This is a genomic window from Photobacterium sp. DNB22_13_2, assembly GCF_052873915.1.
This window is the reverse complement of the sequence record NZ_JBNNXU010000001.1, coordinates 197,618-222,091: the sequence shown is the minus strand read 5'-3', so window position 1 is coordinate 222,091 and position 24,474 is coordinate 197,618. Positions and strand designations below refer to the sequence as shown.

General features: G+C 44.1%; 19 protein-coding genes. 7 read left to right on the top strand and 12 right to left on the bottom strand.

The window, feature by feature from the left end:
• Positions 1 to 397: 397 nt before the first annotated feature.
• The gene (locus ACVA58_RS00930; RefSeq protein ID WP_446508597.1) at positions 398 to 2,032 is read right to left on the bottom strand and encodes a VRR-NUC domain-containing protein; all 1,635 of its coding nucleotides are present in this window, start codon (positions 2,030 to 2,032) and stop codon (positions 398 to 400) included.
• Between the two features lie 267 nt (positions 2,033 to 2,299).
• On the opposite strand from ACVA58_RS00930, the gene ACVA58_RS00925 reads away from it, so the two are divergent.
• Positions 2,300 to 3,685 (top strand): phosphatase PAP2 family protein, encoded by a 1,386-nt coding sequence (locus tag ACVA58_RS00925; protein ID WP_446508596.1) that lies wholly within the window; start codon positions 2,300 to 2,302, stop codon positions 3,683 to 3,685.
• A gap of 90 nt (positions 3,686 to 3,775) precedes the next feature.
• Positions 3,776 to 6,841 (top strand): D-2-hydroxyglutarate dehydrogenase YdiJ, encoded by a 3,066-nt coding sequence (ydiJ, locus tag ACVA58_RS00920; RefSeq protein WP_446508595.1) that lies wholly within the window; start codon positions 3,776 to 3,778, stop codon positions 6,839 to 6,841.
• A 71-nt stretch (positions 6,842 to 6,912) separates the two neighbouring features.
• Here the strand turns inward: ydiJ and aqpZ are convergent, their stop codons facing one another.
• The 3 genes from aqpZ to ACVA58_RS00905 all read right to left on the bottom strand — a co-directional run bounded on the left by aqpZ (position 6,913) and on the right by ACVA58_RS00905 (position 9,505).
• Complete coding sequence (gene aqpZ / locus ACVA58_RS00915) at positions 6,913 to 7,599, bottom strand: aquaporin Z (RefSeq protein WP_446508979.1); 687 nt, start codon at positions 7,597 to 7,599, stop codon at positions 6,913 to 6,915.
• A 106-nt stretch (positions 7,600 to 7,705) separates the two neighbouring features.
• Positions 7,706 to 8,527 (bottom strand): UDP-2,3-diacylglucosamine diphosphatase, encoded by an 822-nt coding sequence (locus ACVA58_RS00910; RefSeq protein ID WP_446508594.1) that lies wholly within the window; start codon positions 8,525 to 8,527, stop codon positions 7,706 to 7,708.
• A gap of 93 nt (positions 8,528 to 8,620) precedes the next feature.
• Entirely contained in the window at positions 8,621 to 9,505 is an 885-nt protein-coding gene (locus ACVA58_RS00905) for a LysR family transcriptional regulator (protein ID WP_446508593.1), read from the bottom strand.
• Between the two features lie 187 nt (positions 9,506 to 9,692).
• Between ACVA58_RS00905 and ACVA58_RS00900 the strand changes: the two genes are divergently transcribed.
• Positions 9,693 to 10,367, top strand: coding sequence for a cation transporter (locus tag ACVA58_RS00900; RefSeq protein WP_446508978.1), 675 nt, complete (start codon positions 9,693 to 9,695; stop codon positions 10,365 to 10,367).
• Positions 10,368 to 10,464: 97 nt separating this feature from the next.
• On the opposite strand, the gene ACVA58_RS00895 is transcribed toward ACVA58_RS00900, so the two are convergent.
• Positions 10,465 to 10,944: a LabA-like NYN domain-containing protein gene (locus tag ACVA58_RS00895; RefSeq protein WP_446505767.1), complete on the bottom strand. Its 480-nt coding sequence runs from the start codon at positions 10,942 to 10,944 to the stop codon at positions 10,465 to 10,467.
• Positions 10,945 to 11,128: 184 nt separating this feature from the next.
• Between ACVA58_RS00895 and ACVA58_RS00890 the strand changes: the two genes are divergently transcribed.
• The 3 genes from ACVA58_RS00890 (at position 11,129) to ACVA58_RS00880 (ending at position 14,180) form a co-directional block, all read left to right on the top strand.
• Positions 11,129 to 11,872, top strand: coding sequence for a DUF2884 family protein (locus ACVA58_RS00890; RefSeq protein ID WP_446508592.1), 744 nt, complete (start codon positions 11,129 to 11,131; stop codon positions 11,870 to 11,872).
• Between the two features lie 257 nt (positions 11,873 to 12,129).
• The gene (locus ACVA58_RS00885) at positions 12,130 to 13,932 is read left to right on the top strand and encodes a diguanylate cyclase (protein ID WP_446508591.1); all 1,803 of its coding nucleotides are present in this window, start codon (positions 12,130 to 12,132) and stop codon (positions 13,930 to 13,932) included.
• Positions 13,933 to 13,967: 35 nt separating this feature from the next.
• On the top strand, positions 13,968 to 14,180 hold the full coding sequence (locus ACVA58_RS00880; RefSeq protein ID WP_446508590.1) for a hypothetical protein: 213 nt from the start codon (positions 13,968 to 13,970) through the stop codon (positions 14,178 to 14,180).
• Positions 14,181 to 14,253: 73 nt separating this feature from the next.
• On the opposite strand, the gene ACVA58_RS00875 is transcribed toward ACVA58_RS00880, so the two are convergent.
• From ACVA58_RS00875 to ACVA58_RS00845, 7 genes are all read right to left on the bottom strand, one after another.
• The gene (locus ACVA58_RS00875) at positions 14,254 to 16,608 is read right to left on the bottom strand and encodes a YgiQ family radical SAM protein (RefSeq protein ID WP_446508589.1); all 2,355 of its coding nucleotides are present in this window, start codon (positions 16,606 to 16,608) and stop codon (positions 14,254 to 14,256) included.
• A 436-nt stretch (positions 16,609 to 17,044) separates the two neighbouring features.
• Positions 17,045 to 17,740 (bottom strand): helix-turn-helix domain-containing protein, encoded by a 696-nt coding sequence (locus tag ACVA58_RS00870; protein WP_446508588.1) that lies wholly within the window; start codon positions 17,738 to 17,740, stop codon positions 17,045 to 17,047.
• A gap of 49 nt (positions 17,741 to 17,789) precedes the next feature.
• Positions 17,790 to 19,070, bottom strand: coding sequence for a TRAP transporter large permease (locus ACVA58_RS00865; RefSeq protein WP_446508587.1), 1,281 nt, complete (start codon positions 19,068 to 19,070; stop codon positions 17,790 to 17,792).
• Positions 19,061 to 19,591: a TRAP transporter small permease gene (locus ACVA58_RS00860; protein WP_446508586.1), complete on the bottom strand. Its 531-nt coding sequence runs from the start codon at positions 19,589 to 19,591 to the stop codon at positions 19,061 to 19,063. The genes ACVA58_RS00865 and ACVA58_RS00860 overlap by 10 nt, the downstream gene beginning before the upstream one ends.
• A 49-nt stretch (positions 19,592 to 19,640) precedes the next feature.
• Positions 19,641 to 20,609, bottom strand: coding sequence for a TRAP transporter substrate-binding protein (locus tag ACVA58_RS00855; protein ID WP_446508585.1), 969 nt, complete (start codon positions 20,607 to 20,609; stop codon positions 19,641 to 19,643).
• 24 nt (positions 20,610 to 20,633) lie between these two features.
• Positions 20,634 to 21,362 (bottom strand): SDR family NAD(P)-dependent oxidoreductase, encoded by a 729-nt coding sequence (locus tag ACVA58_RS00850; protein ID WP_446508584.1) that lies wholly within the window; start codon positions 21,360 to 21,362, stop codon positions 20,634 to 20,636.
• A 31-nt stretch (positions 21,363 to 21,393) separates the two neighbouring features.
• A complete protein-coding gene (locus tag ACVA58_RS00845; RefSeq protein WP_446508583.1) occupies positions 21,394 to 22,347 on the bottom strand; it encodes an aldose epimerase family protein in 954 nt (317 codons plus the stop codon).
• Positions 22,348 to 22,661: 314 nt separating this feature from the next.
• Between ACVA58_RS00845 and ACVA58_RS00840 the strand changes: the two genes are divergently transcribed.
• The gene (locus ACVA58_RS00840) at positions 22,662 to 23,975 is read left to right on the top strand and encodes an FAD-dependent oxidoreductase (protein ID WP_446508582.1); all 1,314 of its coding nucleotides are present in this window, start codon (positions 22,662 to 22,664) and stop codon (positions 23,973 to 23,975) included.
• The last annotated feature ends 499 nt before the right edge of the window (positions 23,976 to 24,474 follow it).

Below are 24,474 nucleotides of genomic sequence, written 5' to 3'. Positions count from 1 at the left end.
ATACTCTATAATAATTAGGTCGGAAATAAACTAACACTGTGCCGTTTTTTAACTTATTGTTATTATGTGATTTTATGTTTGCGTACTTGAGTGGTGAAGGTAATGTGCTGTTATGCTTATTGTTTGTATTTTGCTGTTTTCACTTGTTGTTATTTTCAGTGTTCTACATGAATTGTAATCACCTAACTTATTGAATGTTACTTTGATATAATTATTTTTTCTGTTCTTCTATTGTTATCTTCCTGCGTTTAACTGCTTTGCTTTGTCGGTTTTTCACACGATCTAACCATCCGTAAATAATAATTTATTACAAATTAGTTTGCTTCTATTTATTACTATTGCTGCATTATGCTTTGAACCTCTCCCTACACCGTGATCTGTATTCAAAAAGGTAGCCTTACATCCACTCTACATATACTACTTTGGCGGTGATCTGGTGTTGCTGGAACATCTTCAGCCAACGAATTTGGTTATTTTGCAGTGTGTCGCCGGGCCCTTTTACTTCGGCAAAACAATAATGCCCATCTTTGAATAGAATCAAATCGGGGAAACCATTTCTGTTGTTCCGTGGATCGAACAAAATCCGTCTGAATACTGCAACTAGAGCCGAAACTGGAATCGTCGAAACGGCCTGATGGAGAATTGCTTCAGTTAACATTCCCCAGTTGACCCAGTCATTGCTAATACTTTGCTTGGTATTGAATACATCTGACCAGCTTTGCCATTCACCCGCCTCCAATTCAGCTAAACGACGTTCGATCTGCTGTTGGCGTTTTTGGTAGAAGCTACGGGAAAACATATCTTTTGGCGAGCGTTGGAATGGGTTGAGAAAAGCGCCTTGTTGGGCTGAAAAGATGATGTCCCACAACGCGAGGCCGAATAAGCTACAGAGTAGTGTATTTTCAAGGAAATAAGCTTGCCAGCCTTGCTGTTGATAGTAAGCACAAACATCCAGTTCAACACAAGCATGCTGTTGGATAAGTGGGAGAGTTTCGCTATCGAATTTGGGTTTTCTTCGAGGTGGCTGCTTGTCTCCAAGTTTATTGAGTAGACGATGGGTGAGGACGCCTGCTACATCCGCTTCTTCTTCATTGCAAGGGGAAGCCTGCATCACTTGAGCTAATGACAGTGCTTGCTGAGTCCAGCCCTGTTTATCTAGGATCCTGACTTGTCTCTCTCTTGACGGTGGCCGCTCACTTTGCTGATAGAGTATGCGAGCCTGTTCCAGTTTTTCAAGATTTCTGCTGCCCAGTCTTTCTATATCACGGCCAATGTGATTGATAAGCCGTTGCCTTTTTCGTTCTAGTGGTTGCCAGTCAAAACGCGTGGGTAAGGACTCAACCATAGCCGTAATAGCCGTGATATTCTTAGCTTCTTTGTATTGCCAATATTGTTCATTGAGGACTGATAGTTTTAGCCATTGTTCAATATCCTGGCGGTGCTGGAACAGCCTGTAATTTGGATCTATTACATAGCTCTCAAACTGTTGCATGCCAAGATCAGCCAATACAAATTGGCTAAGATCTTGATGGCTATTACCAAAAAACAACAAGAAAAAGACGTCGAGATGGTGATTATGGTAAACCTCTATCAACTGCGTTAAGTGCGCGCTGATGTCTGGCTTGTCGTTGATCACCCGATTGACAATATCAGGTTTCTTAGCCTGTTTATCAGTAGCCAGGAAATCAAAAGATTGAACCAGTTCTGGTTTGGTGTAGAGAGCGCAAAAGGCATTATAGCTAATATCTGTTGGTGAAGAGCTAATCATTTTAGCTTGCTCTAATTCTATAAAAGCAGCAGAGAGTGAGTCAATTTCAGGGTAATGGATCTTATCGCTGCGAAAATAAGGCCCTTTACGGGTGAGGAGGCGGATATACAGACATTGCGATGCTGCACTGAGCTCGCAGAAGGAATGATACCAGTTTTTTTCCTTTTGACTCAGAAGATCGCCGTACAAATTATTGACGGTATTGATCAAACAAAGGAAATTATCTCGATAATAAGTCTCTGGTAATTCAGCTTGTTTATTCATATTAAATCATGGGCTATTGGTATAAAGGTTGCCATTATGCAATGCTCTTATTAAGGAAAGCTAATAGCCAAGATTGGAAATATATCATCATTTGATTTCAATGGCTTATCTCTGTTTTTGTTGATAGGCTTGGCATTAATCCCCCTTTAAACATAAGTTGGCTATTCGGTGAAAACAAACCCAATCATCCTATATTTAGGATACCTTATATTATCGTTCTTGAGTTTAAATGCTGTGGCAGAGCAACGCCCGGTTTCTGAGGATACCATGCCTGATAATATAGTGGGGGCTGTTTGCGTGATCCGAAATGGTGATAACTTGGTGCTGCTATCTGAAGTGATCACCAAGAAGTTTTCACTGCCCGGCGGTTATATTGACAAAGGTGATACCCTTCAGCAAGCTGCTGCACGTGAAGCGCTCGAAGAAGCGGGCATTGAGGTGGAGGTGAAGCACCTTATTCAATACCGGGGCCGGGCGGCAATATATGCTTGCCAGGCAATATCACCGATTCAAGTATCATCGTTCAAAGACAATAGAGGGTATCCGATTGTCGCATCATGGTTTTCCAAGCACTTTGCTACAGAAGTTGAACGTACCTATCTGATTGATCCTAAATCTATTGATCAACAGGAATACCGCTACGCAGAAGATGCAGCGTTATTGCCGCAGTGGCTAGCTGCAACACCAGAAAGCGACGTCATCATCTATGAACGTTTTGACACTGAGTTCAACTTGTTGCATCAGTACGAGTTGGGATTGATTGAACAGATTCAGTTTTATTCTTCGACCTGGTCAGCACAAGCACAGTGGATATTCACTGGGTTGATGCGCGGTATAAGTGTCATAGGAGAGCCATGGTTTATCTTTCTTATGGCTGCTGCTTTTGCCGGATATTTCCGTACACCATTATTTCTTGAAGTGGCCTTTTTGATGGTGGTCTCTTTGTTTTGTGCTTCCTTGCTAAAACATGGGCTGGCGTTGCCTCGTCCATTTTTTATTGTCCCCGAGCTGCAAAAAGTAAATGCGTACGGCTTTGGCTTCCCGAGCGGACATATTTTAATGACGACTTTGATGCTTGGGATCTGGGGCTATTTTCTACAGCGACGCTTCTGCTCGGCAGGACAAAAGCGGTTGATTACTGGGGGGATTGCACTATTGATTCTGGGCCAATGTCTAGCGAGAGTGTGGTTTGGTGTCCACTTTATCAGCGATGTAATATTAAGTTTGATGCTCGGTATCGTTATCGTGGCGGTATTTATCGTTTGGCGAAATTACGAGTTTACTGTTTTTCAGCGCCAACTCACTAATCGCTGGTTCTGGCTTGGTTTTAGTGTGATAGTCGGCATATCGGCTGGCTTTTCTCTGGTCCCTGGGCAAGCTTACTTGTTTGCTGTTTTGCTCGGGATTTTCTTGACCATTGACTATGCAGTGCATGTTGATCAAAGCATTCCAGCCCAGCCATTCACTCGTCAAATTAAAGCCTGTGTTTTTGTTTTAGCGGGGGCATTTATCATTAATAGCACCATACTCGCTTTATCATCAATGCAAACCATTAGTTTAATTGTGCTGGGAATCAAAGGTGTCGGTTACCTTGTGCTTGGGACATGGTTGCTGGCTGGATCTGCTTGGTTAAGGCACTTTTTTTCCCGATAGCGGTAAGGTAAAGTGTGACGATAACCAAATAATTACGCATACAGAGGCCAGTCGTCGTAGGATACGGCGTGATACTGGAGAAGGAGAGCAATGTTACCTGCACTGACACACCAAAGTGGTACTGAAGATGTCGTACTGTCGTTTCTGCAAGAGCTCGAGAAATCAGGCTTTTGTGGGGACATTGAAAGCGCATACGCCAGTCGCCTTGCCGTGGCAACGGATAATAGCGTCTATCAGCAGTTGCCTCAGGCTGTGGTATTCCCTACCCAAAATAAAGATCTGATCGTGCTTGGCCAGTTGGCCCAATCTGATGCCTATAAAACCATTACGTTCTCTGCTCGGGGAGGGGGAACGGGAACTAATGGTCAGTCGTTAACGCCGGGAATTGTGGTTGATTTATCTCGCCACATGAACAAGGTGCTGGAAATTAATGTTGATGAAGGGTGGGCTCGGGTTCAAACCGGGGTAATTAAAGATCAACTCAATGATGCCTTGCGTCCTCATGGCTTCTTTTTCTCGCCGGATTTATCGACCAGTAACCGGGCAACGATCGGTGGCATGATCAACACTGATGCGTCAGGTCAGGGGTCGCTTAAGTACGGCAAGACATCCGATCATGTGTTGGGGCTCAAGGCTGTGTTAGTCGATGGTTCGGTACTGGATACCGAGCCACAGCAGAGCAAAGAGATTCAGTCATTGGCTGACATCGGTGAACTGGCAACTCGGGCGCTGAAGGTGTCGGAGCACGTTTGTCGAGAAAAGCGCGAGCAAATTGTCGATAAATTCCCCCCACTTAACCGCTTCCTCACTGGTTACGATTTAAAGAATGTGTTCGATGATGGGCTAAGTCAGTTTGATATTACTCGCCTGCTCTGTGGCTCGGAAGGTTCATTGGCTTTTATTACTGAGGCTAAGCTCAATCTCACTTCCATTCCGAAATCCCGCACCTTGGTCAATATCAAGTACGACAGTTTCGATTCGGCGTTGCGTAATGCCCCTATGATGGTCGAGGCAAAAGCCTTATCCGTGGAAACGGTGGACTCCCGTGTATTGAATTTGGCCAAGCAGGATATTGTCTGGCATACGGTTAGTGACTTGATTACTGATGTACCTAACCAAGAAATGCTGGGTATCAATATTGTCGAGTATGCCAGTAACGATCCCCAAGAGAACCAGCAGCAAGTTACCGATTTGTGCCAACAAATTGATGAGATGTTGGCGAAAAAACAGCACGGTATTATTGGCTATCAGGTGTGTAATGAACTCCCTGATATCCAGAAAATCTATAACATGCGTAAAAAAGCGGTGGGGTTACTTGGAGCGGCCAAAGGCAGCAAGAAGCCGGTTCCTTTCGCTGAAGATACCTGCGTACCACCGGAGAACTTGGCTGACTTTATTGCTGAGTTCCGTCAGTTGTTAGATGAGTACCAACTAGATTACGGCATGTTTGGTCACGTTGACGCGGGGGTACTGCATGTAAGGCCCGCACTAGACATGTGCGATCCTGAGCAAGAACGCTTAATGAAGCAGATATCCGATCAGGTTGTCGCCTTGGTGGCGAAATATGGCGGTTTAATGTGGGGCGAGCACGGTAAAGGTTATCGCTCTGAATATGGGCCAGCGTTCTTTGGTGAAGAGCTGTATACCGAGTTGCGTAGAATTAAGGCGGCGTTTGATCCCGATAATCGGATGAACCCCGGCAAGATCTGTATACCTCTTGAAAATGGCGACGAGCTCGTGAAGGTTGACGGGGTGAAGCGGGGCTATTATGACCGGCAGATCCCGGTGAAGGTACGGGATAGTTTCAAGCAGGCGATGGAGTGTAACGGTAACGGCCTATGCTTTAACTACGACACCAGTTCACCGATGTGCCCGTCGATGAAGATAAGTGCAGATCGGCGACATTCGCCGAAGGGGCGAGCAGGCCTAGTTCGTGAATGGCTACGGTTACTTTCTGAGCAAGGGATTGATCCTGTTGTGCTAGAGAAAACCCTGATGGATAGTTCGCCGTCAGTGAAGCAAATCATCGACCGTTTCAGAAACACCTTTGGTGCCAAACGCAATGAGTATGACTTTTCCCATGAAGTCATGGAAGCGATGAATGGTTGTTTGGCGTGTAAAGCCTGCGCTAGCCAATGTCCGATCAAGGTGGATGTACCTAGCTTCCGTTCACGTTTCATGAATATGTATTACAGTCGCTACCAACGCCCGGCGAAAGATTACCTTGTCGCTTATGTCGAAAATTATTTGCCTATTATGGCCAAAGCTCCTGCAACTTTTAATGCCATAATGCGGCCTCAGTGGTCGAAGAGCTTAACGGCAAAAGCGATTGGTTATGTTGATATGCCGGCGTTGTCTGTGCCGACATTATTTGAAAGTTTGGATGGTCATCATGCCACCCGTTTTGACTTACAGTGGCTACAGGCTCTATCAGAGCGGGAGCGGCAAGATTATGTTTTGATCGTGCAAGACCCGTTTACCAGCTATTACGATGCTGAAGTGGTCCGTGATTTGGTTTTCCTGGCTGAAAGGTTAGGTAAGAAACCGATGTTGGTGCCGTTCAAGCCCAATGGTAAAGCTCAGCACGTGAAAGGCTTCTTGCGTCAGTTTGCCAAAACAGCCAAGAGCACCGCAGAATTTCTCAATCAGCTGGCACAGCTTGATATTCCGATGGTGGGAGTCGATCCGGCACTCGTGCTTTGCTATCGTGATGAATACGACGAAGTGTTGGGGAATAAACGCGGTGATTTCAATGTCCTAACTGCCCATGAGTGGTTGTTACCTGCACTGAACGATAAGCCGATATCGCCAAAAGTTGAAGGCGATGACTGGTACTTGTTCGCGCACTGCACCGAAAAGACAAAGTTACCCAATGCTGAAAAAGAGTGGGGGACTATTTTCCATCACTTTGGTGCGAACCTGATCCCGGTCTCTGTAGGCTGCTGTGGTATGGCTGGCACATTCGGCCATGAAAAAGACAAGCTAGAGACATCAAAGGGTGTTTATGCTTTGAGTTGGCAGCCGAATCTTGCCAATTTGGATGTCGATCGTTGTTTAGCAACCGGTTATTCTTGTCGTAGTCAGGCCAAGCGCTTTGAGCATATTAAAATGAAACACCCGGTACAGGTGTTGTTACGGATATTGAGTAGTCGGTAAAGTATTCAATGGTTCTGTAAATCAAGATTAAAAATGCGGCTTCAAGCCGCATTTTTAATTTAGAGCGTTAATTATTCATCTGGAGACAGCCAACGGTAAACGAGGCCTGCAACCAGCGCTCCGAGTAGTGGTGCTAGCCAGAACAACCATAGTTGGCTCATTGCCCAGTCGCCGACCATAATGGCAGGACCCGTACTGCGGGCAGGGTTGACCGAAGTGTTGGTCACCGGAATACTGATCAGGTGGATTAGTGTTAACGCCAATCCAATAGCGAGTCCAGCCATGGCAGGAGTTGCAAGTTTGTGGGTAGCACCGAGGATCACTATCAAGAACATGAAGGTCATTACAAACTCGGAAATAAACCCAGAAACCATGGAGTAATTGCCCGGTGAATGGTCACCATAACCGTTGGAAGCGAGTCCTCCAGCTAGGCTGAACCCGGCTTGTCCGCTGGCAATGAGATAGAGCACAAACGCACCAGCTATCGCCCCAAGTACTTGAAAGACAATGTAAGGTATCACTTCGCTGGTAGGGAATCGCCCACCAGACCAGAGGCCAACGGTAACCGCTGGGTTAAGATGGCATCCCGAGATATGGCCAATAGCGTAGGCCATGGTGACGACAGTAAGACCAAACGCCAGCGATACCCCAAGTAAACCAATCCCCACATCAGGAAAAGCAGCGGCAAGTACTGCACTGCCACATCCACCAAGCACTAACCAGAACGTACCGATAAACTCGGCCACTAATTTTTTTATCATTTAGGCCTGCCTCTGAAGAGCCACAAAACTTCATTGAGTATAGGGATTCTGCAATAAGACAACTGGCTCAACAGTGACACAGGTGGCTTTCAGCGGCGTATCATTAAGCAACTCTATCTGTTGAAACTTCCGAACCAGTATTGTCAGCAATCACTTTCAATGAGTGACTACGGGCAATTTCTTGAAAGCGGTCAGTCCAGCTGATCAAAGACAGCTCACCGTCAAAGGCCTCAGCGATACAGGTGCAGTTTTCAATCCAGTCCCCGTCATTGAGATAGATAATATCTTTGTCATCGATGATTGATGGCTGATGGATATGACCACAAACAATGGCATCAACACCTTGATGGCGGGCGTGATTGATCGCGGCTTCGGTAAAGCGATCAATAGCTTGATTGGCTTTTTCGACCTTGCTTTTTAGGTAAGAGGCCAAAGACCAGTAAGGCTTGTTGCGGAGTTTTTGGATAAGGTGCCACCAACGATTAATGAATAACAAAAAGTCGTAACCTGCATCACCAATGACAGCGTGCATACGGTTATGGCAAACCACACTGTCAAACTGATCGCCGTGTATTGCCAATATGCGTTTACCGCTGGCGGTAGTGTGAATATATGAATCGTGTAGTTCGACATGGCCGAAATTGTACTGCACAAACTTCCTGACTGAACTGTCGTGGTTACCCGGAATATAAATAATACGAGTCCCAGCGCTAGCTTGCTCTAGTAATAGGCGAATGATTTGGTTATGGCTTTCGGGCCAGTAGTGTTTGTTTTTCAGCGACCATAAATCAATGATGTCGCCAACGAGAATAAGGGTATCGGCTTTGTTTCTGTTAAGGAAATCCAATAAATAATCTGTTTTGCAGTCTTTGTTGCCGAGGTGGATATCTGATAGCCAAATCGTACGGTGGTATGTGACTGACATGTTTCTACCTTGAATATATTGGGTTTATTTAACGCTAGACAGAAAACATGACCTTTTGTTTTAGTTATCGTGACATCCTTATGTCAGCTGCACTTAGTGAGCTTCTTTATCTATATAAGCTTCTAGTTGCGTTGAAAGCCATCTGGATATTCGACCCAGTTGGATATGCTTGCCGTAGATCACCCCATAAGGCTGCCAGCGCATTGACTGGTAATGGTTGAGTACTTTCAACGTACCGTCTCTCAAATAGCTGTTGATCAGTACCGATGGCACGGTTGACCAACCATTACCATCGAGCACCGCATTGCGCAGGTGTTCGTAAAAGGTGAGAGCGATATAGTTGCTAGACGTTGGCGAAATGGCGGTTAGGCTCTGATCTTTGATGGCAGCCAAAACAAATTCCGTGGCGTGTGCCAAGTCGTCGCTGACTACATCACTGAGTTGGTTAAGAGGGTGATCGGCACGAGCTACAGCCATCATGCGGATCTGGCCAAGCTGCGTATATTGGTTATTGGGCAGGTTATCGGTCGTTGGTAGCAGGCAAAAGGCCATATCGACCATGTTCTGCTCTACCATTTCATCGAGCTCGGGAGGCGGGGCGACATAGATAGAGATACTACTATTGGGATAATTGACACTCAAATCGTTAACCAACTGGCGCCAAAATGATTCTGGCAGTGCATCATCTCTGGCAATCCGCAAGGCTGACTCAACGCCTTCGAGATGTTGTTGGCATTTGGCATGGATATCATTGGCAATCATGATGATCCGCTCAGCGTCATTTTTTATGGCTTCACCGATCTCTGTCAGCTGTACTTGGTTTCCGCTGCGTTGGAGTAGTGATACGCCCAATTCATCTTCCAGTGTGCTAAGTGCGGAGCTGACAGTCGTGCGATTTTTTCCACACTTTTTTGCCGCTTCCGTGATCGAGCCAGACTCGCAGGTTTCAAGAAAGAGGGCTAATTGTCTGATTTTCATTCAATTATGTATCCCTTAGTCAGGGTAGAGGTATTTTCATTATCCTGTATTCAGTACTGAATGTCTGCGTCAGCGCCAAAAAAATTGACGGTCAGTGATTATCGTATTCTTGCTTACCTAGGTATGATCATAGGTGAGCACACAAAATGAATACGAGCGGGGCGGTAGGCCTTGCACTGAGGTAATGATGCAATGCAATGTGGCACTGGAGCGTAAGCTTTTACAATTTTCAACTTTTTCTGCACTGTTGTTTGCCCTATTAGGGATCGGCTTCGGGCTTTGGATGGGGTCTCTCGTTATTATTTTCGACGGGGCTTATTCACTGGTGAGTTTGGCATTAACTGTATTGTCCCTAGTCGCAGCAGCATATATCCGTTCACCATCACGAAAAGATGCTGAAAGTACACATAAAATTGAACCTCTAGTCATTGCCTTTAAAGGACTGGTGATCACCATGATGTGTTGTATTTCATTCAGCTCAGCTATTTTGGCAATACTGGATGGTGGCCGTGATATTGATGCTGGTTTGGCACTGATTTTTGGTGTGATTAACGTGGCAGGTTGTTTAGCAACTTATCTAGTGATGAAAAAGTACGGTGAAGAATCCGGTTCCAACCTCGTAGTGGCAGAATCCAAGCAATGGATGATGGACACGGTGATCAGTGGTGCTGTGATGATTGGTTTTATTTTAGCTTTGTTGATGAAGCATATCGGTCTAGAAGCTTATTCTGTGTATGCCGACCCAGTCATGGTAGTGGTGGCATCTGTGTACTTTGTGATTGTACCGTTGAAGATGATGCTAGGAGCGCTAAAGGAGTTGCGAGGTATCGATGATTACAAAACACTCACTGATCTGCGTTAATCTTTATGGTTTAGAAAATTGATAGATGATGGGTTGTGAGAATGAGCAAGAGATTTTCAGGTAGGAGCTTGGCTCCTACCTTTTTGGGTGTGGATCTTTAACGTTTTAACAGCAGTGTTTCTTCTATTTCACGGAAGAAGTGGGCTGTATTCATGAGAGAGGCTGCGGTCAACCCCGGCACACCGTAGATTTCGACATCAACACCGAATTTGCTTTGGACCTTGTCAACCAAGAGGTCAAAGTCCCCATCACCTGATAGCAGAATAACGCGATCAACATCTGGTGCATGTTCCATCACATCAAGTGTGATACCGACATCCCAATCTCCTTTAGCTGAGCCATCACTGCGTTGAATGAATGGCTTGAGTTTAACGTCAAAACCTATCCCACGAAGGATATTCTGGAACTGACGTTGTTTCTCATCACCGCGGTGAATCGCATACGCATAAGCCGCCACAACCTCTCTGCCTTGGGTTGCTTCAGCCCAAAAGGCATTATAATCAAAGTTACAAGCATAGGTGTCTTTGACGGTGTAATAGATGTTTTGCACATCGACAAAAATAGCGACTTTATCCACGATATCTCTTCATTGGTTGGGCCAAAGGGTAGTATAACCCTAAGCCATACTAAGTTGCATTCTCCAAGCGGTATTAATTACTTAGGATTCAGAAGATTGAGGCGAGGGATAAAATAGCCCCCTAGTATTCAGGTGCTAGTTGAGTATAAAGTAGTATCAAGATATTGATAAAACGAAGTCAGCTATGAAAAAAACACTCATTACACTTTCACTTCTTACGTTATCGGCAGGCAGCTATGCGCAAAGCTGTCCGGTGAATGTACCCAATGATATTCACATTGTTGGCAATGAAGTCTCAGTTTATCAGGGCGGGCAAGCCAAATTAATGATTGATGGTGATAACCAGCTCTTTATTGAAGGCAAGCAAGTTGCGCTCTCTGAGCCACAAACACAAGCTTTGCAGTCATATAGTGAGCATGTGAAGTCCTACCTGCCTCAAATGGCGGATTTAGCCGATGATGGTGCCAGCATTGCCCAAGATATTATTGATGAGCTATCCACCCATTTTGGCGGCAGTGATGCTTTCTCTAGTGCTGAGTTGCTGGTTGATGAATATAGCGAGAAAGCCAAGAAAAAATTCTATCCTGACGGCGAGTTTGTGATGCCTGCTGATGTTTTCGAGTCGATGGATTCAGACTGGAAACAAGAATTCGAAGAGGCACTGAAACACATCAGTGTTGAATCTATTTCTGGCGTTATAGCTTCTCTATCGGCCGACATGAAAAGTGGCGAACTGAGCTTTTCTGACTTCCAAACCCAGCTATCAGAACTGAAAAAAAGCTTACAGGAAACAATCCGTCAACGTTCTGGCGAAGTCGCTGAGCAGGCAGGCAATGTTTGTGAGTCTATTGAAGGGTTGGCTGAAGAAGAGGAACAACTGCAGCAGATCATTCCTGAGATGAAAGACTACCCAATGTTTTATATTTAATTTTACCGCATATCAGCATTGTACAATATCAGAATGTAATAAGGCCCTGCAGTTGCAGGGTTTTTTGTTGGAGATGACTCTAAATTTTGTGCATAAAGTCATTGGCTATGTAACGTTTTGTGCAACACATCACTAAATAGCGCTTTGATTCCTATAACTAAAAGCGCTTTTTCTCCACATATGGATAATGTTGCACTGAACCTTGGTCAAATTTTTGACTGAGCAATAAGAATAAACTTCAAAGGTTATTGAAGTACATGAAAGTACAGCCTCGATTATTGATATCCATTATATTTCCATTGGTATTTTTCATTCTTAGCTTATTAGTGTATGTCGGCTATAGCGAATATAAAAGTAACCAAAATACGGCGATAGACCAAGCAACGTCAAATGTACGCATCGTAAGGGAATATTTGGAACACCACTTTGTTTCTGCTGAAAGCCACCTCTATCTTCTTGAACAGTTGTGGGAAGAAAAAAATAGTATGTCGGGTGTGATGGAAGCGGCGCAGGCCATAGTGAGTGCAAAGAGTAAATATTTGGAAGTCGGTCTACTGGCTTATGGTAATTACTATGGCACTGATGGCTTTTACAAAGCCGCCGTTTCTGAAAATATAGCCAAAAGGCCATGGTATCAACCCGCCGTTTCGGGTCAGAGTTACATCACGCCAATTTATCTCAGTGGTAGTACTGGGAAGTGGACTGTCGCATTGGTATCTGTGCTGGAGCCACTGCAACAACAGGAAGTACGAATCATCCTTGAAATAAATGTGGCTAGCTTGTATGAGAACCTGTCACTGCTTAAGACTCTGGATAATGGTTACGTATATGCTGTAGAAAGTAAAACTGGCAATATTCTCATGCACCCTGATCCCAGCCGAATAGGCACGCCGTCGGTCAGTGTTTCGAGCGATTTGTTGGTACAAATCGCAGATGGCGAATCCGCAGGTGTCATTGCGTCTTACGAATATAATGATGAGGAAAAATTCAGTGTTTACGACGCGCACTCGCTCCATGGTTGGGTCGTACTCTCAGGAGCAGCCAAGTCAGAAATTATTATGCATACGCTAAGTGTCAGTGCTGTGACCTTATCTCTACTGGTATTTATTCTTATTATTGGTCTTTCTATTTATATTATTCATCGAGTTCATATTTATGGCAGACAGTTGAGTGAAGTTGAAAGTATCCATGAACTAAACATTGCTTTGAAACAGATGGTGGAAGGCGTGATTGGTTGTCAGTCAATTCATCTGTATATGCGAAATGTTTATTCTGGTGATTTTGAATCGGCACAATGTAAACACTGTATCTCTGAGAAAGAGCTTATTGGCCATTTGACCACTCAACTCGGTAGGTTTGCCAAGCTTTCGGCTAAACAACCTGATATGGTTTCTGCGTTTATTGCGCCGGGTAAAAGGTGTATCCGTATCCCTCTGACTAAAAATAAGCAATTGATCGGTTTGCTGTATATCACGTCTCCCAGTTTAGGTTTGTTCTTTCTTATTAATATGCTGCGTACCTACGCCCAAAGTGCCCTTGGCCATGTCATGTTGGCGCTGCGTATACAACAAACTGATGCAATGACTGGGCTGAGAAGCAAAAACTACCTGCAGGCTCAGATTGAAAAACAAGTAAAGGCAAGGGCTTCATATTTCGTTGCCATGATTGATATTGATGACTTCAAAGTGATAAATGACACTCGTGGTCACTTATTCGGTGACAAAGTGATTAACGAGGTTGCAGATTGCCTAAGAGGGGAAAGTGATCGACATGCTGTCGTTTCCCGTTATGGTGGTGAGGAGTACGCGATACTGCTGCCAGCAGGAGATATAGTGGAAGCCAAAGAAAGGTTAGAAAATATCCGCGAGAAGGTCTCTGCAATGCAAATCGAGTTTAGAGGTCAGAGTTGCTCCGTTAGAGTGAGTATCGGTGTGACTGAAGTCATAGACAATATGGAGCAGTCGATAGCCAGAGCTGATAAAGCTTTGTACCAGGCTAAGGAAAATGGTAAAGATCAGGTAGTCATTTACTGTTTAAACAGTATGTTACAAACAGCCTGAGTAGAATAGCTAAAACATGACTGGCTAGACAGTTCATGTTTCATTCGTCTGATATGGTTGATTTATTAGCCAATTTATATTGTGGTATTGAGATGCTTAAGCTTGCTGTAATCATCATACTCTTGTTGCTGGGTGCATTAGCGACTAAGTATCTTGATGAAAAATCGCAACAGAAAATTTTGATTGGCTTAGGTGTGCTGGTGGCACTTGCCGTTGTTGGGCTGATGGCATCCGAGTTGATGCGTTAGACAGAATTTTTTCAATAAAAAGCCCGCTTTTGCGGGCTTTTTGGTTTATGTAAGGATGTGTCGCTTGTCGCTATTAACGTGCGCGAGAGCGGTTTGGTTTACCACCAGCACGGGATTGACTAGGTTTTCCATTGCGTGGGCCGTTTCCGCTCCCATTACCGCCTTGTCTTGTCTGTGGCTTGGATCCGTTTGTTGATCCCTTGGTGTTTTTACCGTTACGCGACGCGGGAGTAGAGCCATTATTTTTGCCGCCGTTGGCATTACCGCCTGTTTGGCTACCATTCTTACGCTGACCACCACGCTTGCCATCCTTACGGATATCAGGCTGGTTGGGGTGCTTGGTTGCAAAGCGTTTGGCACCGTGGCGACCAGAGCCACGACGTTGCGCTGGTGTCATTTCTGCTTCGCTGCCTTCTTCTGGCACCAAACAGTTAGCTCTATCACCAATTAAGTGTTTCTTGCCCATATTGATCAGAGCTTCACGGATCAGTGGCCAGTTCAATGGATCGTGGTAGCGCAACATTGCTTTGTGTAAGCGGCGTTGACGCTCTCCTTTGGCAACAAACAGGTCTTCACGTTTTTTGTATTTAACACGCTTCAGCGGATTAGTTTCAGAGTGGTACATCGCTGTGGCATTACACATCGGTGATGGATAGAAGTTCTGAACCTGATCACACTCGAATTCGTTTTTCTTCAGCCACAATGCCAAGTTCAGCATGTCATCATCCGTTGAACCCGGGTGGGCCGAGATGAAGTAAGGGATCAGGTACTGTTTCTTACCTGCTTCTTTGCTGTACTTTTCGAACATATCTTTAAAGCGGTCATATGTACCCATGCCCGGCTTCATCATCAGATCTAGCGTGCCTTTCTCTGTGTGCTCAGGGGCAATCTTCAGATAACCACCCACGTGATGAGTTACCAGCTCTTTGACGTATTCTGGGGATTCAACCGCGAGATCGTAACGTACGCCGGAGGCGATCATGATCTTCTTGATACCATCAACATTTCGCGCTTTGCGGTAGAGATCGATGGTGTGTTTATGATCGGTATCTAGCTTCTTACAGATCTCAGGGAAGATACATGACGGACGACGGCAGTTCTTTTCGGCACGAGGATCAGAGCACCCCAATCGGTACATGTTCGCTGTCGGGCCGCCCAAGTCAGAAATTGTTCCGGTGAATCCCGGTACCTTGTCACGGATCTCTTCTAGCTCACTAAGAATTGACTCTTGTGAACGGTTTTGAATGATACGGCCTTCATGCTCGGTGATGGAACAGAAAGAACAGCCACCAAAACAACCTCGCATGATATTGACACTGGTCTTGATCATGTCATAAGCAGGAATTTTAGCTTTGCCATAGGCTGGGTGTGGTACACGGGCATAAGGCAAACCGAACACAAAATCCATCTCTTCTGTGGTAAGAGGGATTGGCGGTCGGTTTATCCACAGCTCGCGATCACCGTGCTTCTGGACCAAGGCGCGGGCTGAGTACGGGTTAGTCTCAAGGTGCATGACACGGCTGGCGTGGGCATACAGAATACGGTCGTTACGCAGCTTTTCGAAAGAAGGTAAACGAATAACTGTCGTTTCTGGGTCATGACGAGAAGGCTGGATTTGAACTGGCTGTGCAACAGGCTCTTGTGCTTTTTCATCTTTATTGGTAACGCAGGTTTCTTCTGTTGCATACGGGTTTAGCATTGGCATTGCCTTGCCCGGTTTTTCAATGCGACTAGAGTCAATTTCTCTATAATGCTCTGGGCATTCGCGCATCATCACAGCTGTACCCGCGATGTTCGTCAGCTCGGAAATATTTTGGCCATTCGCAAGGCGATGGGCAACTTCCACCAAGGCACGCTCTGCGTTACCAAATAGCAGGATATCGCCTTTGGCATCCTGCAGTACCGAACGGCGCACTTTATCCGACCAGTAATCGTAGTGGGCAAGGCGTCGTAGGCTGGCCTCAATACCACCCAGTACGATAGGGGTTTCTTTGTAGGCTTCACGACAGCGTTGGGAGTAAACTAAAACCGCGCGGTCAGGGCGCTTGCCCCCTTCGTTATTTGGCGTGTAGGCATCATCATGGCGCAATTTACGATCAGCAGTATAGCGGTTGATCATAGAGTCCATGTTGCCGGCAGTGATGCCGAAAAACAGGTTCGGTTGACCGAGTGCCATGAAGGCATCCTTGTTGTTCCACTCCGGCTGCGCGATGATACCAACACGGAAACCTTGCGCTTCAAGCAAACGTCCGATGACGGCCATCCCAAAACTTGGGTGGTCAACGTAGGCATCACCGGTAACGATAATAATGTCACAGCTATCCCAACCCAGCGCGTCCATTTCAGCGCGGCTAGTAGGTAGGAATGGTGCAGTACCGTAGCATTCTGCCCAGTACTTTGGATATTCGTTAATTTTGTCTGAAATCATGCTCTTACATTAAGCTAAGTCTAAAAGGGGGCATATAGGGGACATTCTATATGCAAAGTGCCTTGGTCTAAATGTTGGTCCCAAGGCCCGTTATGTTCAGTGGGCTTCACTTGCACTCATATGCCCCAGCTTTAGATATAAATGTACTTCGCCCCGTACAATTAAGGCTTTCATAGAAGCACTCGATTCTAGTATAGGGCTATAAAGGGAGGGGAGTTTAACATGATCACGCTGTATTACAGTAATTTCTGTACGATGGCCAAGTAATTTTATGGCTGTAGATGATGTTGTGCTTGCAGGCTGACTTTAACTAAGATGCTGAAAGGCAATGTCAGGACTTATAGTGGGGAGGTGTCCAGCGTGAGGGAGCGTTGGGATTAGAAATGCTCACTTACAGAGACAAAAGATATAAGTGAGCGTGTTATTGACTAAATACTTAAACTTTACCTGATATCTTAATGGCCAGAGCTTTCAACTCCGCTAGTTTATCTATAATTGCATCCCCTTCATCCTGAAAACGAGAAAAAGCTATTGCTGCACTACTGTTGTTATCCAGTGTAATGGCAATAGTCACTTCTTTCGGGTCTTCATGATGTTGCTTGCTGTAACCATGATTGCGAGAAAAGGCTATTTTATCCTTTATTAATAGAAACCTATCCTGACCAATAATATCTATAATCTCTTCATCACTTTTACTTGCAAGAAGTTGGATACCTATAGTCGATTTGGTTGCATCATATAAATGATTATGCGTGATGCTTTCAGAGAATGATTTATTTGGCTCTGCATGTACAAGGTAGTTGACTTTATCCTGCCATAGCACGCCTACTGAAATGATATATTCACAAGGTAGTTTTGCCTCAACGGCAGGAAGTGTTTGGCTTAGCAAAGATGAGCCATGCATCGCTTGTGCCGCCAAGACATGGATACCTGGCCCTGGCAAGTAAGCCTTTTTATCATCTTGAATTGCTATCCCCATGGACATCAGCGTTTGTAAGATTCGATTAACTTTCATTGGCTGAAGGTTCAATAGTCGGCTTAACTCACGGCAACCTATTGGGCGGTCACTGGATGCTAAAGCCTGAAGACAGGTAATTCCATCGATAATACTTTTATTCGGTTGGGAAGACACTGTTATTCAAAACCTCTCTACTAACGGCAACCAAGAGGCTGCCGTAACATTAAAATATCAAACCTGGGAGCCAAAGGGAAAAGGCTGGAAAGTATGTTAATACGATAAGGAATAGGAATAAAGGTAAATAAAACAGCTTAATTCCCGAAAACATCTTATTGTAACTGACTTTAGCCACACCCATCATGACAAATAGTAATACACCAAATGGCGGTGTAATTGTACCAATCAAAAGGTTAATGATCACAATCAAACCAAAGTGAACTGGATCGATACCGAGCGCCATAACAACAGGCATTAAAATTGGTACGGTGATCAGCATAATAGCGGTTGTATCCAGCAGGCATCCCAATATCAGTAACGCTATATTGATGATTAACAAGATCACCAGCGGGTTATCACTAATACCTGTTAAGTATGTTGCTAGCATGTGCGGTACGCCCAATAGAGCTAGAATTGCACTAAAAGGCACAGCTGCTGCAATAATGAAGACCAGCGCACCACATGTAGAGCATGTGTCTTTTGCAGCTTGTAACAGCTTGGTGGTATTCAGTTCTTTATAGACTAATCCTAAGATAATTGAGTAGGCAACCGTCAATGCGCCTAGCTCTGTTGGAGTCGCAACACCGGTTAAGATCCCTGCAATTAGCAGCACAGGTGCCATCAAAGGCAAGAAACCTTCTTTGAAAGCCTGCCAGATATCAGTAACTGGCTGACGTTCAAATTCTGGGCACGGAACCTTACCTGTCTTGGCTAGATAATAGACGGTCAGCATCAATACTAACGCCATCGATAGTCCAGGAATGATACCAGCAACAAAAAGCTCAGGTATCGAGGTGCCGGACAATACGGAGTAAATGATCATGATACCGCTTGGAGGAATGATCGGGCCAATGATTGACGAGGCTGCGGTGATAGCCGCGCTGAACTCGGGTGAAAAGCCTGATTTAGTCATCGCCTTTACTTCAACGGTGCCAAGCCCAGCTGCATCAGCTTGAGCAACCCCAGACATACCTGAAAAAATCACACTAGCGATGACATTAACATGCGCAAGGCTTCCTTTTATATGGCCAACGAGTGCTAACGCAAACTTAAATATCCGCTCTGCCAGTCCACCAACGTTGAGTAAATTACCGGCGAAAATAAACAAAGGGATAGCGAGCAGTACATAGCTGTCTATACCTACACTCATACGCTGAACGACAATCGACAGTGGTAGTGAAGGTTCAATGGATATAAAAATAATGGCAGATAGGGGCAATGCGAATGCGATGGGCATTCCCAACACTCCTAGAACAAGAAGAATACCAAACAAGAGAATTATTGACATGATAGCAACTCCTTATCTTCTCGTTGAAAGAGCTTTTGGCAGTCCTGAATTAGATATATCATGCTGGTAATCAACATAGAGATTGTTGATATAAATAAGGGAATAGAATAAAAGTATGATTTGGGTAATCTTACTGGTAATGCAATTGTTTTCATTCTAGATTCAAGAGGTATGATATCCAGAAGGTGAGTTGCCATAATTGTCAGCAGGCTTATCATAAGTACGCTGATAAAAATTTCTAATATCAGGGTTACTTTTTTATATTTACTTAATAAAATAAAGATAGCATCTATACGTATATGTGACTTTTTCTTCCACGCGTAGGAAGCAGATATAAAAACAAGCCAAATAAATGCATACGTCAGTGCTTCTTCTATCCATGCTATTGGGCTATTGAAAACAGTTCTTAAAACAACTTGAGTTAATATCCCTAACACAGTAAATGCCAGCAGCGAAACTGCGATAGAGCACTCTATCATGCCAACGCGCTGTAAAAACTTATCTAAAATGGTCGAATTCATAGTTTCACCAATTAGCGGCTAGCTTAGGTACGCCAGCCGCTATAGTCCATCAAAGTACCGATTTCACCGTGTCCCATGTGCCTTTTGGCCAATAGCCATCTTTTTCCATTGTTGCCGCTTCTTCTGCAGCTAGCTTAATTAACGGGGTGCGGTCGATTCTATAGACTTTTGCACCCTCAGAAATCATTGCTTGCTTCATTTTTTCGCTATCAGTCACGGCTTCTGCCGTTAACCAATTCACAGCATCTTGTGCGGCTCTTTGCACTATTTCCCGTTGAGGCTCGCTTAATGATTGGTATTTCATCTCATTAATAGAAATATCAACCGCCGAGAAAATGTGATCAGTTTCTGTGATATGTGGGGCAGCAATATGGAATTTTTGAGAATAGGCTCCGCTATAATCAGCTTCGGCAGCTTCTACCAAGCCGCTATTTAATGACAAGAATACTTCTGACCAATCAACTTGTGTCGGCTGAGCTTGAGTACTTTGCCAGAAACGCAAATAACTGGTTATTTGTGGTACCCTGATTTTTAGCTTCTCAATTTGTTCAACATTTTCAATAGGCTTGGTGGAAAACAGCACCCTAGCTTGGTCAGGTCCAGCCGCTAAAATTCTTACGTTTGCGCTTTCGATAAGAGATGCATTCCATTGCGCAAACGCGTCACTAGAAAAAAACTGTTCCATGTGAGCATTATCTTCAAAAGCCAAGCCCCAACTTAAAATGCCAAATTCAGGAACGTATTCGCTAAAATACTCAGGTCTTGTAAAGTTAATATCAACGGTGCCCATCATATGTTGCTGAATAACTTGCGGAGCAGTTCCCATTGCATTTCCGCGAATTAGGTTCACCTTGATTTCATTGCTTGAATATTCCTTTACATTATCGGCAAACTTCACGGACATTCTATCAAGCAAAGATCCAACAGCTTCAGAACCGGCAACAACGAGTGTTTGGGCATTGGCAGCACCAGATAACATAACTGATAGCAATGCAGTAGTAAGTAATGTTTTTTTCATAATTAATGAGCTTCCATTCATGTATTAATCGAGATACAAACCACCGTTGAGATTGACTACCTCTCCAGTCATATAGGCGCAGCGTTTACTAGCCATAAAGGTCACTAGATCAGCTACCTCGTTAACTTCAGCGTACCGAGCAAGAGGGACTAAGTCGGTCACTTTTTGCTGTTGTTCTGGAGTTAATGCTTTTATTAAATCTGTGGAAACTGCCCCTGGGGCCACTGCATTAAATCGAACGCCAAATTTCGCTGCTTCAACAGACATCGCTCGAGTAAAGCCAATAACTGCTGCCTTCGACGTGGAGTAAGAGGCATTGTTGCCAAATAGCGTTCCTCGCTTTCCGGCAAAGGACGCAAGGGTAACTACATTACCTTGCGATTCTTTTAATTGAGGATAAAAAGCTCTAGATACCATATAGACAGCATCCGTATTTACTTTCATTACTTTCTGCCAACTCTCAGATGTAAGCTCTTCCAAGGCCGCTGGTTCGGTTATACCAGCGTTGTTCACTAGCACATCGACATTTCCAACTGTGGCTAGGCAGTTTTCAGCGAGTGACAAAATACTTTCTTCTTGTGTGAGGTCGACTTGAAAGTAGTGTACTTCGCTAGGCAAGTCTTCAGGTCTAGGTTGTATGTCGGTGATAATGACTGTAGCCCCCTCAGCAAGGAAGGTTTCCGCAATAGCTTGGCCAATACCTTGTGCTCCTCCAGTCACAACGACATTTTTTCCTTCTAATTTCAGTTTCACGCTATATACCTCTTATTCATTTGTTTTCTTTTTAATAAGTAAATAAGTAATGATCTTGTTCAGAATACTTTTCTCCCCGTTTAATTAGGGAGCACATGTGATCTCCTTGGAATTGATCAGCCGTTGAATACATAGGCTCGATACATAACGCGCCATGAGTTTCATTTCTTTCTTGATTGATTGATAACTCATTGTTCGCTGAATAAAGTTGAACTGCCGGCTTAGTCGTTTTTACTGTCAGGTTAGGTGAACTATTTTCAGGGGAGATAAGGGTAACCTCTTGCGCCCCTTGTTCGAACAAAAAGCAATGGTTCAAGCCACGGCAGTTCGACAACTTACGGAAAGAAGTTGCTGACTGTAAAAAATCCAATCGTTTAGGTTGGCTAAAGTCGATCTCACTGCCTTCAATATTTTCCACTTTATCTAAAGGAATATTGAGGGTATCTGTGGAAACTACTTGCTTTGCGTTTAAGTGCAAACCATGCCTGTATATTGTTCTATCTGTAGCTAGATTGAAGTAAGCATGATTTGTCATGTTCACTACGAGATCCCTAAAAGCTTCAACGCGATAACAGATAGCAAGCCCATTTTCTAATATTTGAAACTCCACGGAGAATCGGCCAAGGCTTTGCTCTTCCCACGTTAGGCAAACACATTCTTCTGACAGCAAGGCGACCGACCAGTGCTGCTTGTCTAACCCAAGCCTGCCACCGTGAAGGTGGTGCCGTCCGTAGTTTTCATCCAAAATTTGTGTCTCATATGAGGTTTCAATTTTTCCATCTCGAATGAGGTTTGCCAGAGGGCCGATTGTCGCACCTACATAACCAGATAATTGGTAATATTTTTCTGTTTCATTAGGGGCAACAATAACATTGCTATCTTTTGAATATCCCAATGCATGCAGTCGAGCACCGTAGGTACAAATTGACGCATGTACGCCTGAAGTGTGGCGTATTGTGATCACTTCGACCTGTTGGTTTTTCATCCTGCGTTACCACCTAAATGAATCTATAATAGATACACTCCCATTCGGCTCGTCTGTTTTCAACCCTGTTAATGTGGTTATTAACAAAAGTGTGACCTTCGCATGACTTTGGCTTAAATATTCTCTCGTGACGTGATCTAGTCCTCAACCCCTTTATACATGGCTTTTTTGTACTTTTATTTGTTATGCCGATTACAAACATCGGTCACATTTTCAGAACATTCATAATTCTACTGATTGATCATTTCTAATTCAAAGTGTAACTATTATAGATACATTAATATTGAGCTATGATGATGCTGATAGGACCTAATATGAGATTTGTTACACAGCCTGAAGTGAAAATTCCTGTAAATAAAGAGTGCGATATATTGATCTGTGGCGGTGGGCCGGCTGGTTTTGGTGCCGCGATGGGGGCAGCAAAAGCAGGGAAAAAAGTTGTCCTGATTGAAAGAAACAACGTGTTAGGCGGTATGGCTACAGCCGGTTTGATGAGTCACTGGACTGGCAATACTGAAGGACCAGTGCTGAATGAGCTACTGGAGCGAGCTCAAACCGCGGAAAACGATTACAATTATTTCGGCGACAAGGTATTGAAGGCTAAGTTTATTATTGACCATGAGAAACTAAGTCTGACCATGATAAAGATGCTTAAGGAAGCCGGTGTTGATGTCATGTTCTACACCTTAGTTAGCGATGTCATCATGGCGGAAAACCATATTGAAGGTGTTATCATCGAAAGTAAGTCAGGTCGACAAGCTATTTTGGCCAAACGCATCATCGATGCTACTGGTGACGGTGATGTTGCTGCTAAAGCTGGTGCACCTTTTTATATTGGTCGAGAAAGTGATAGTGCCATGCAACCTGTCACATTAATGATGCAAGTTGCAGGAGTTGATTACGATCGGGCAATTTTCCCTGGTGAATTTGAAGATAATGTCAAAGTGCCTAAAGGCTATATCCAGGATCTGGCTCATGACTACTTTGATAATCCCATGGGGCATGTATTACTTTACCCATCTACGACCAAAGGGGTTGTTACGGTAAACATGACCAATTTGACGGGGGTAGATGGGACTGACATTGATCAAATATCAAATTCAGAAGCAGAATTAAGATTGCAAATTGAAAGAATCGTTCCTTTCCTTCAAGAGTATGCTCCTGGATATGAAAAGTGCTATTTATATCGAACTGCATCAATGATTGGAGTGAGGGAGACAAGGCACTTTGAGTGCGAATACACAGTGACAGAAGAAGATATCGCCGAGGCTAGGATCTTCGATGACTGGATTGCTACGCGGTGCTATTTCAATTTCGATATTCACAATATTGAGGGAGCAGGCCTTGATGAAAACGGTAAACAGAATGAGTTTACCCAGACACAAAAGTATACTTTGCCTATGAGAGCCTTAATTCCACTCGAAATTGAAAACTTACTACTTGCCGGACGTTCTATTGGTGGTACTCACGTTGCTCACTCAAACTTCCGGGCAATGGCAATTTGTTTGAACATTGGGCAAGGTGCTGGTGTATGTGCGGCTATGTCTATTGATGAGGGAGCTTCATTGAGAAAGACAAAGTACTTGCCAGTTAGGTCAGAACTTACAAGGCAAGGAGTTGTAGTGTAGGGTAACAATGATAATTTCTCTTTATCGTATTGATTATAATCGGCTTTATTAGAAAGCCGATTTGGGGTTTATAACTCATGAATAAATGGTATACCTTGAAGTGTATTGATATTAATATTTGATTGATATGCAGTTGTAACGACTATTCAAAACGTTGATTAAGCTTATCAATTTCACTTTGGGTAAAATCAGGCAGCAAGTAACTATATGTTATGTATGTTTTTTTTGCGCTTTAATCTCCCATCTGACGAGCTATGAATGTAGGGTTCGCACCGTTTGAAAGCATCCAGCATGCATAGGTATGACGGGTTTGGTATGGTTTGCGGTATGTTACACCTGCACGCTTGCATACGGCCCTCCATTTGTCATTAATACTGGTGTGGAAATAGTATACTGTTTTATCGCCACTATAATCTCATACACACCAGTGTTATTTGCTTATAGTTCAATTTCAGTAGAAGAGGGAATGAAAGCCTATGCTGTAGATAGACATCTCTTC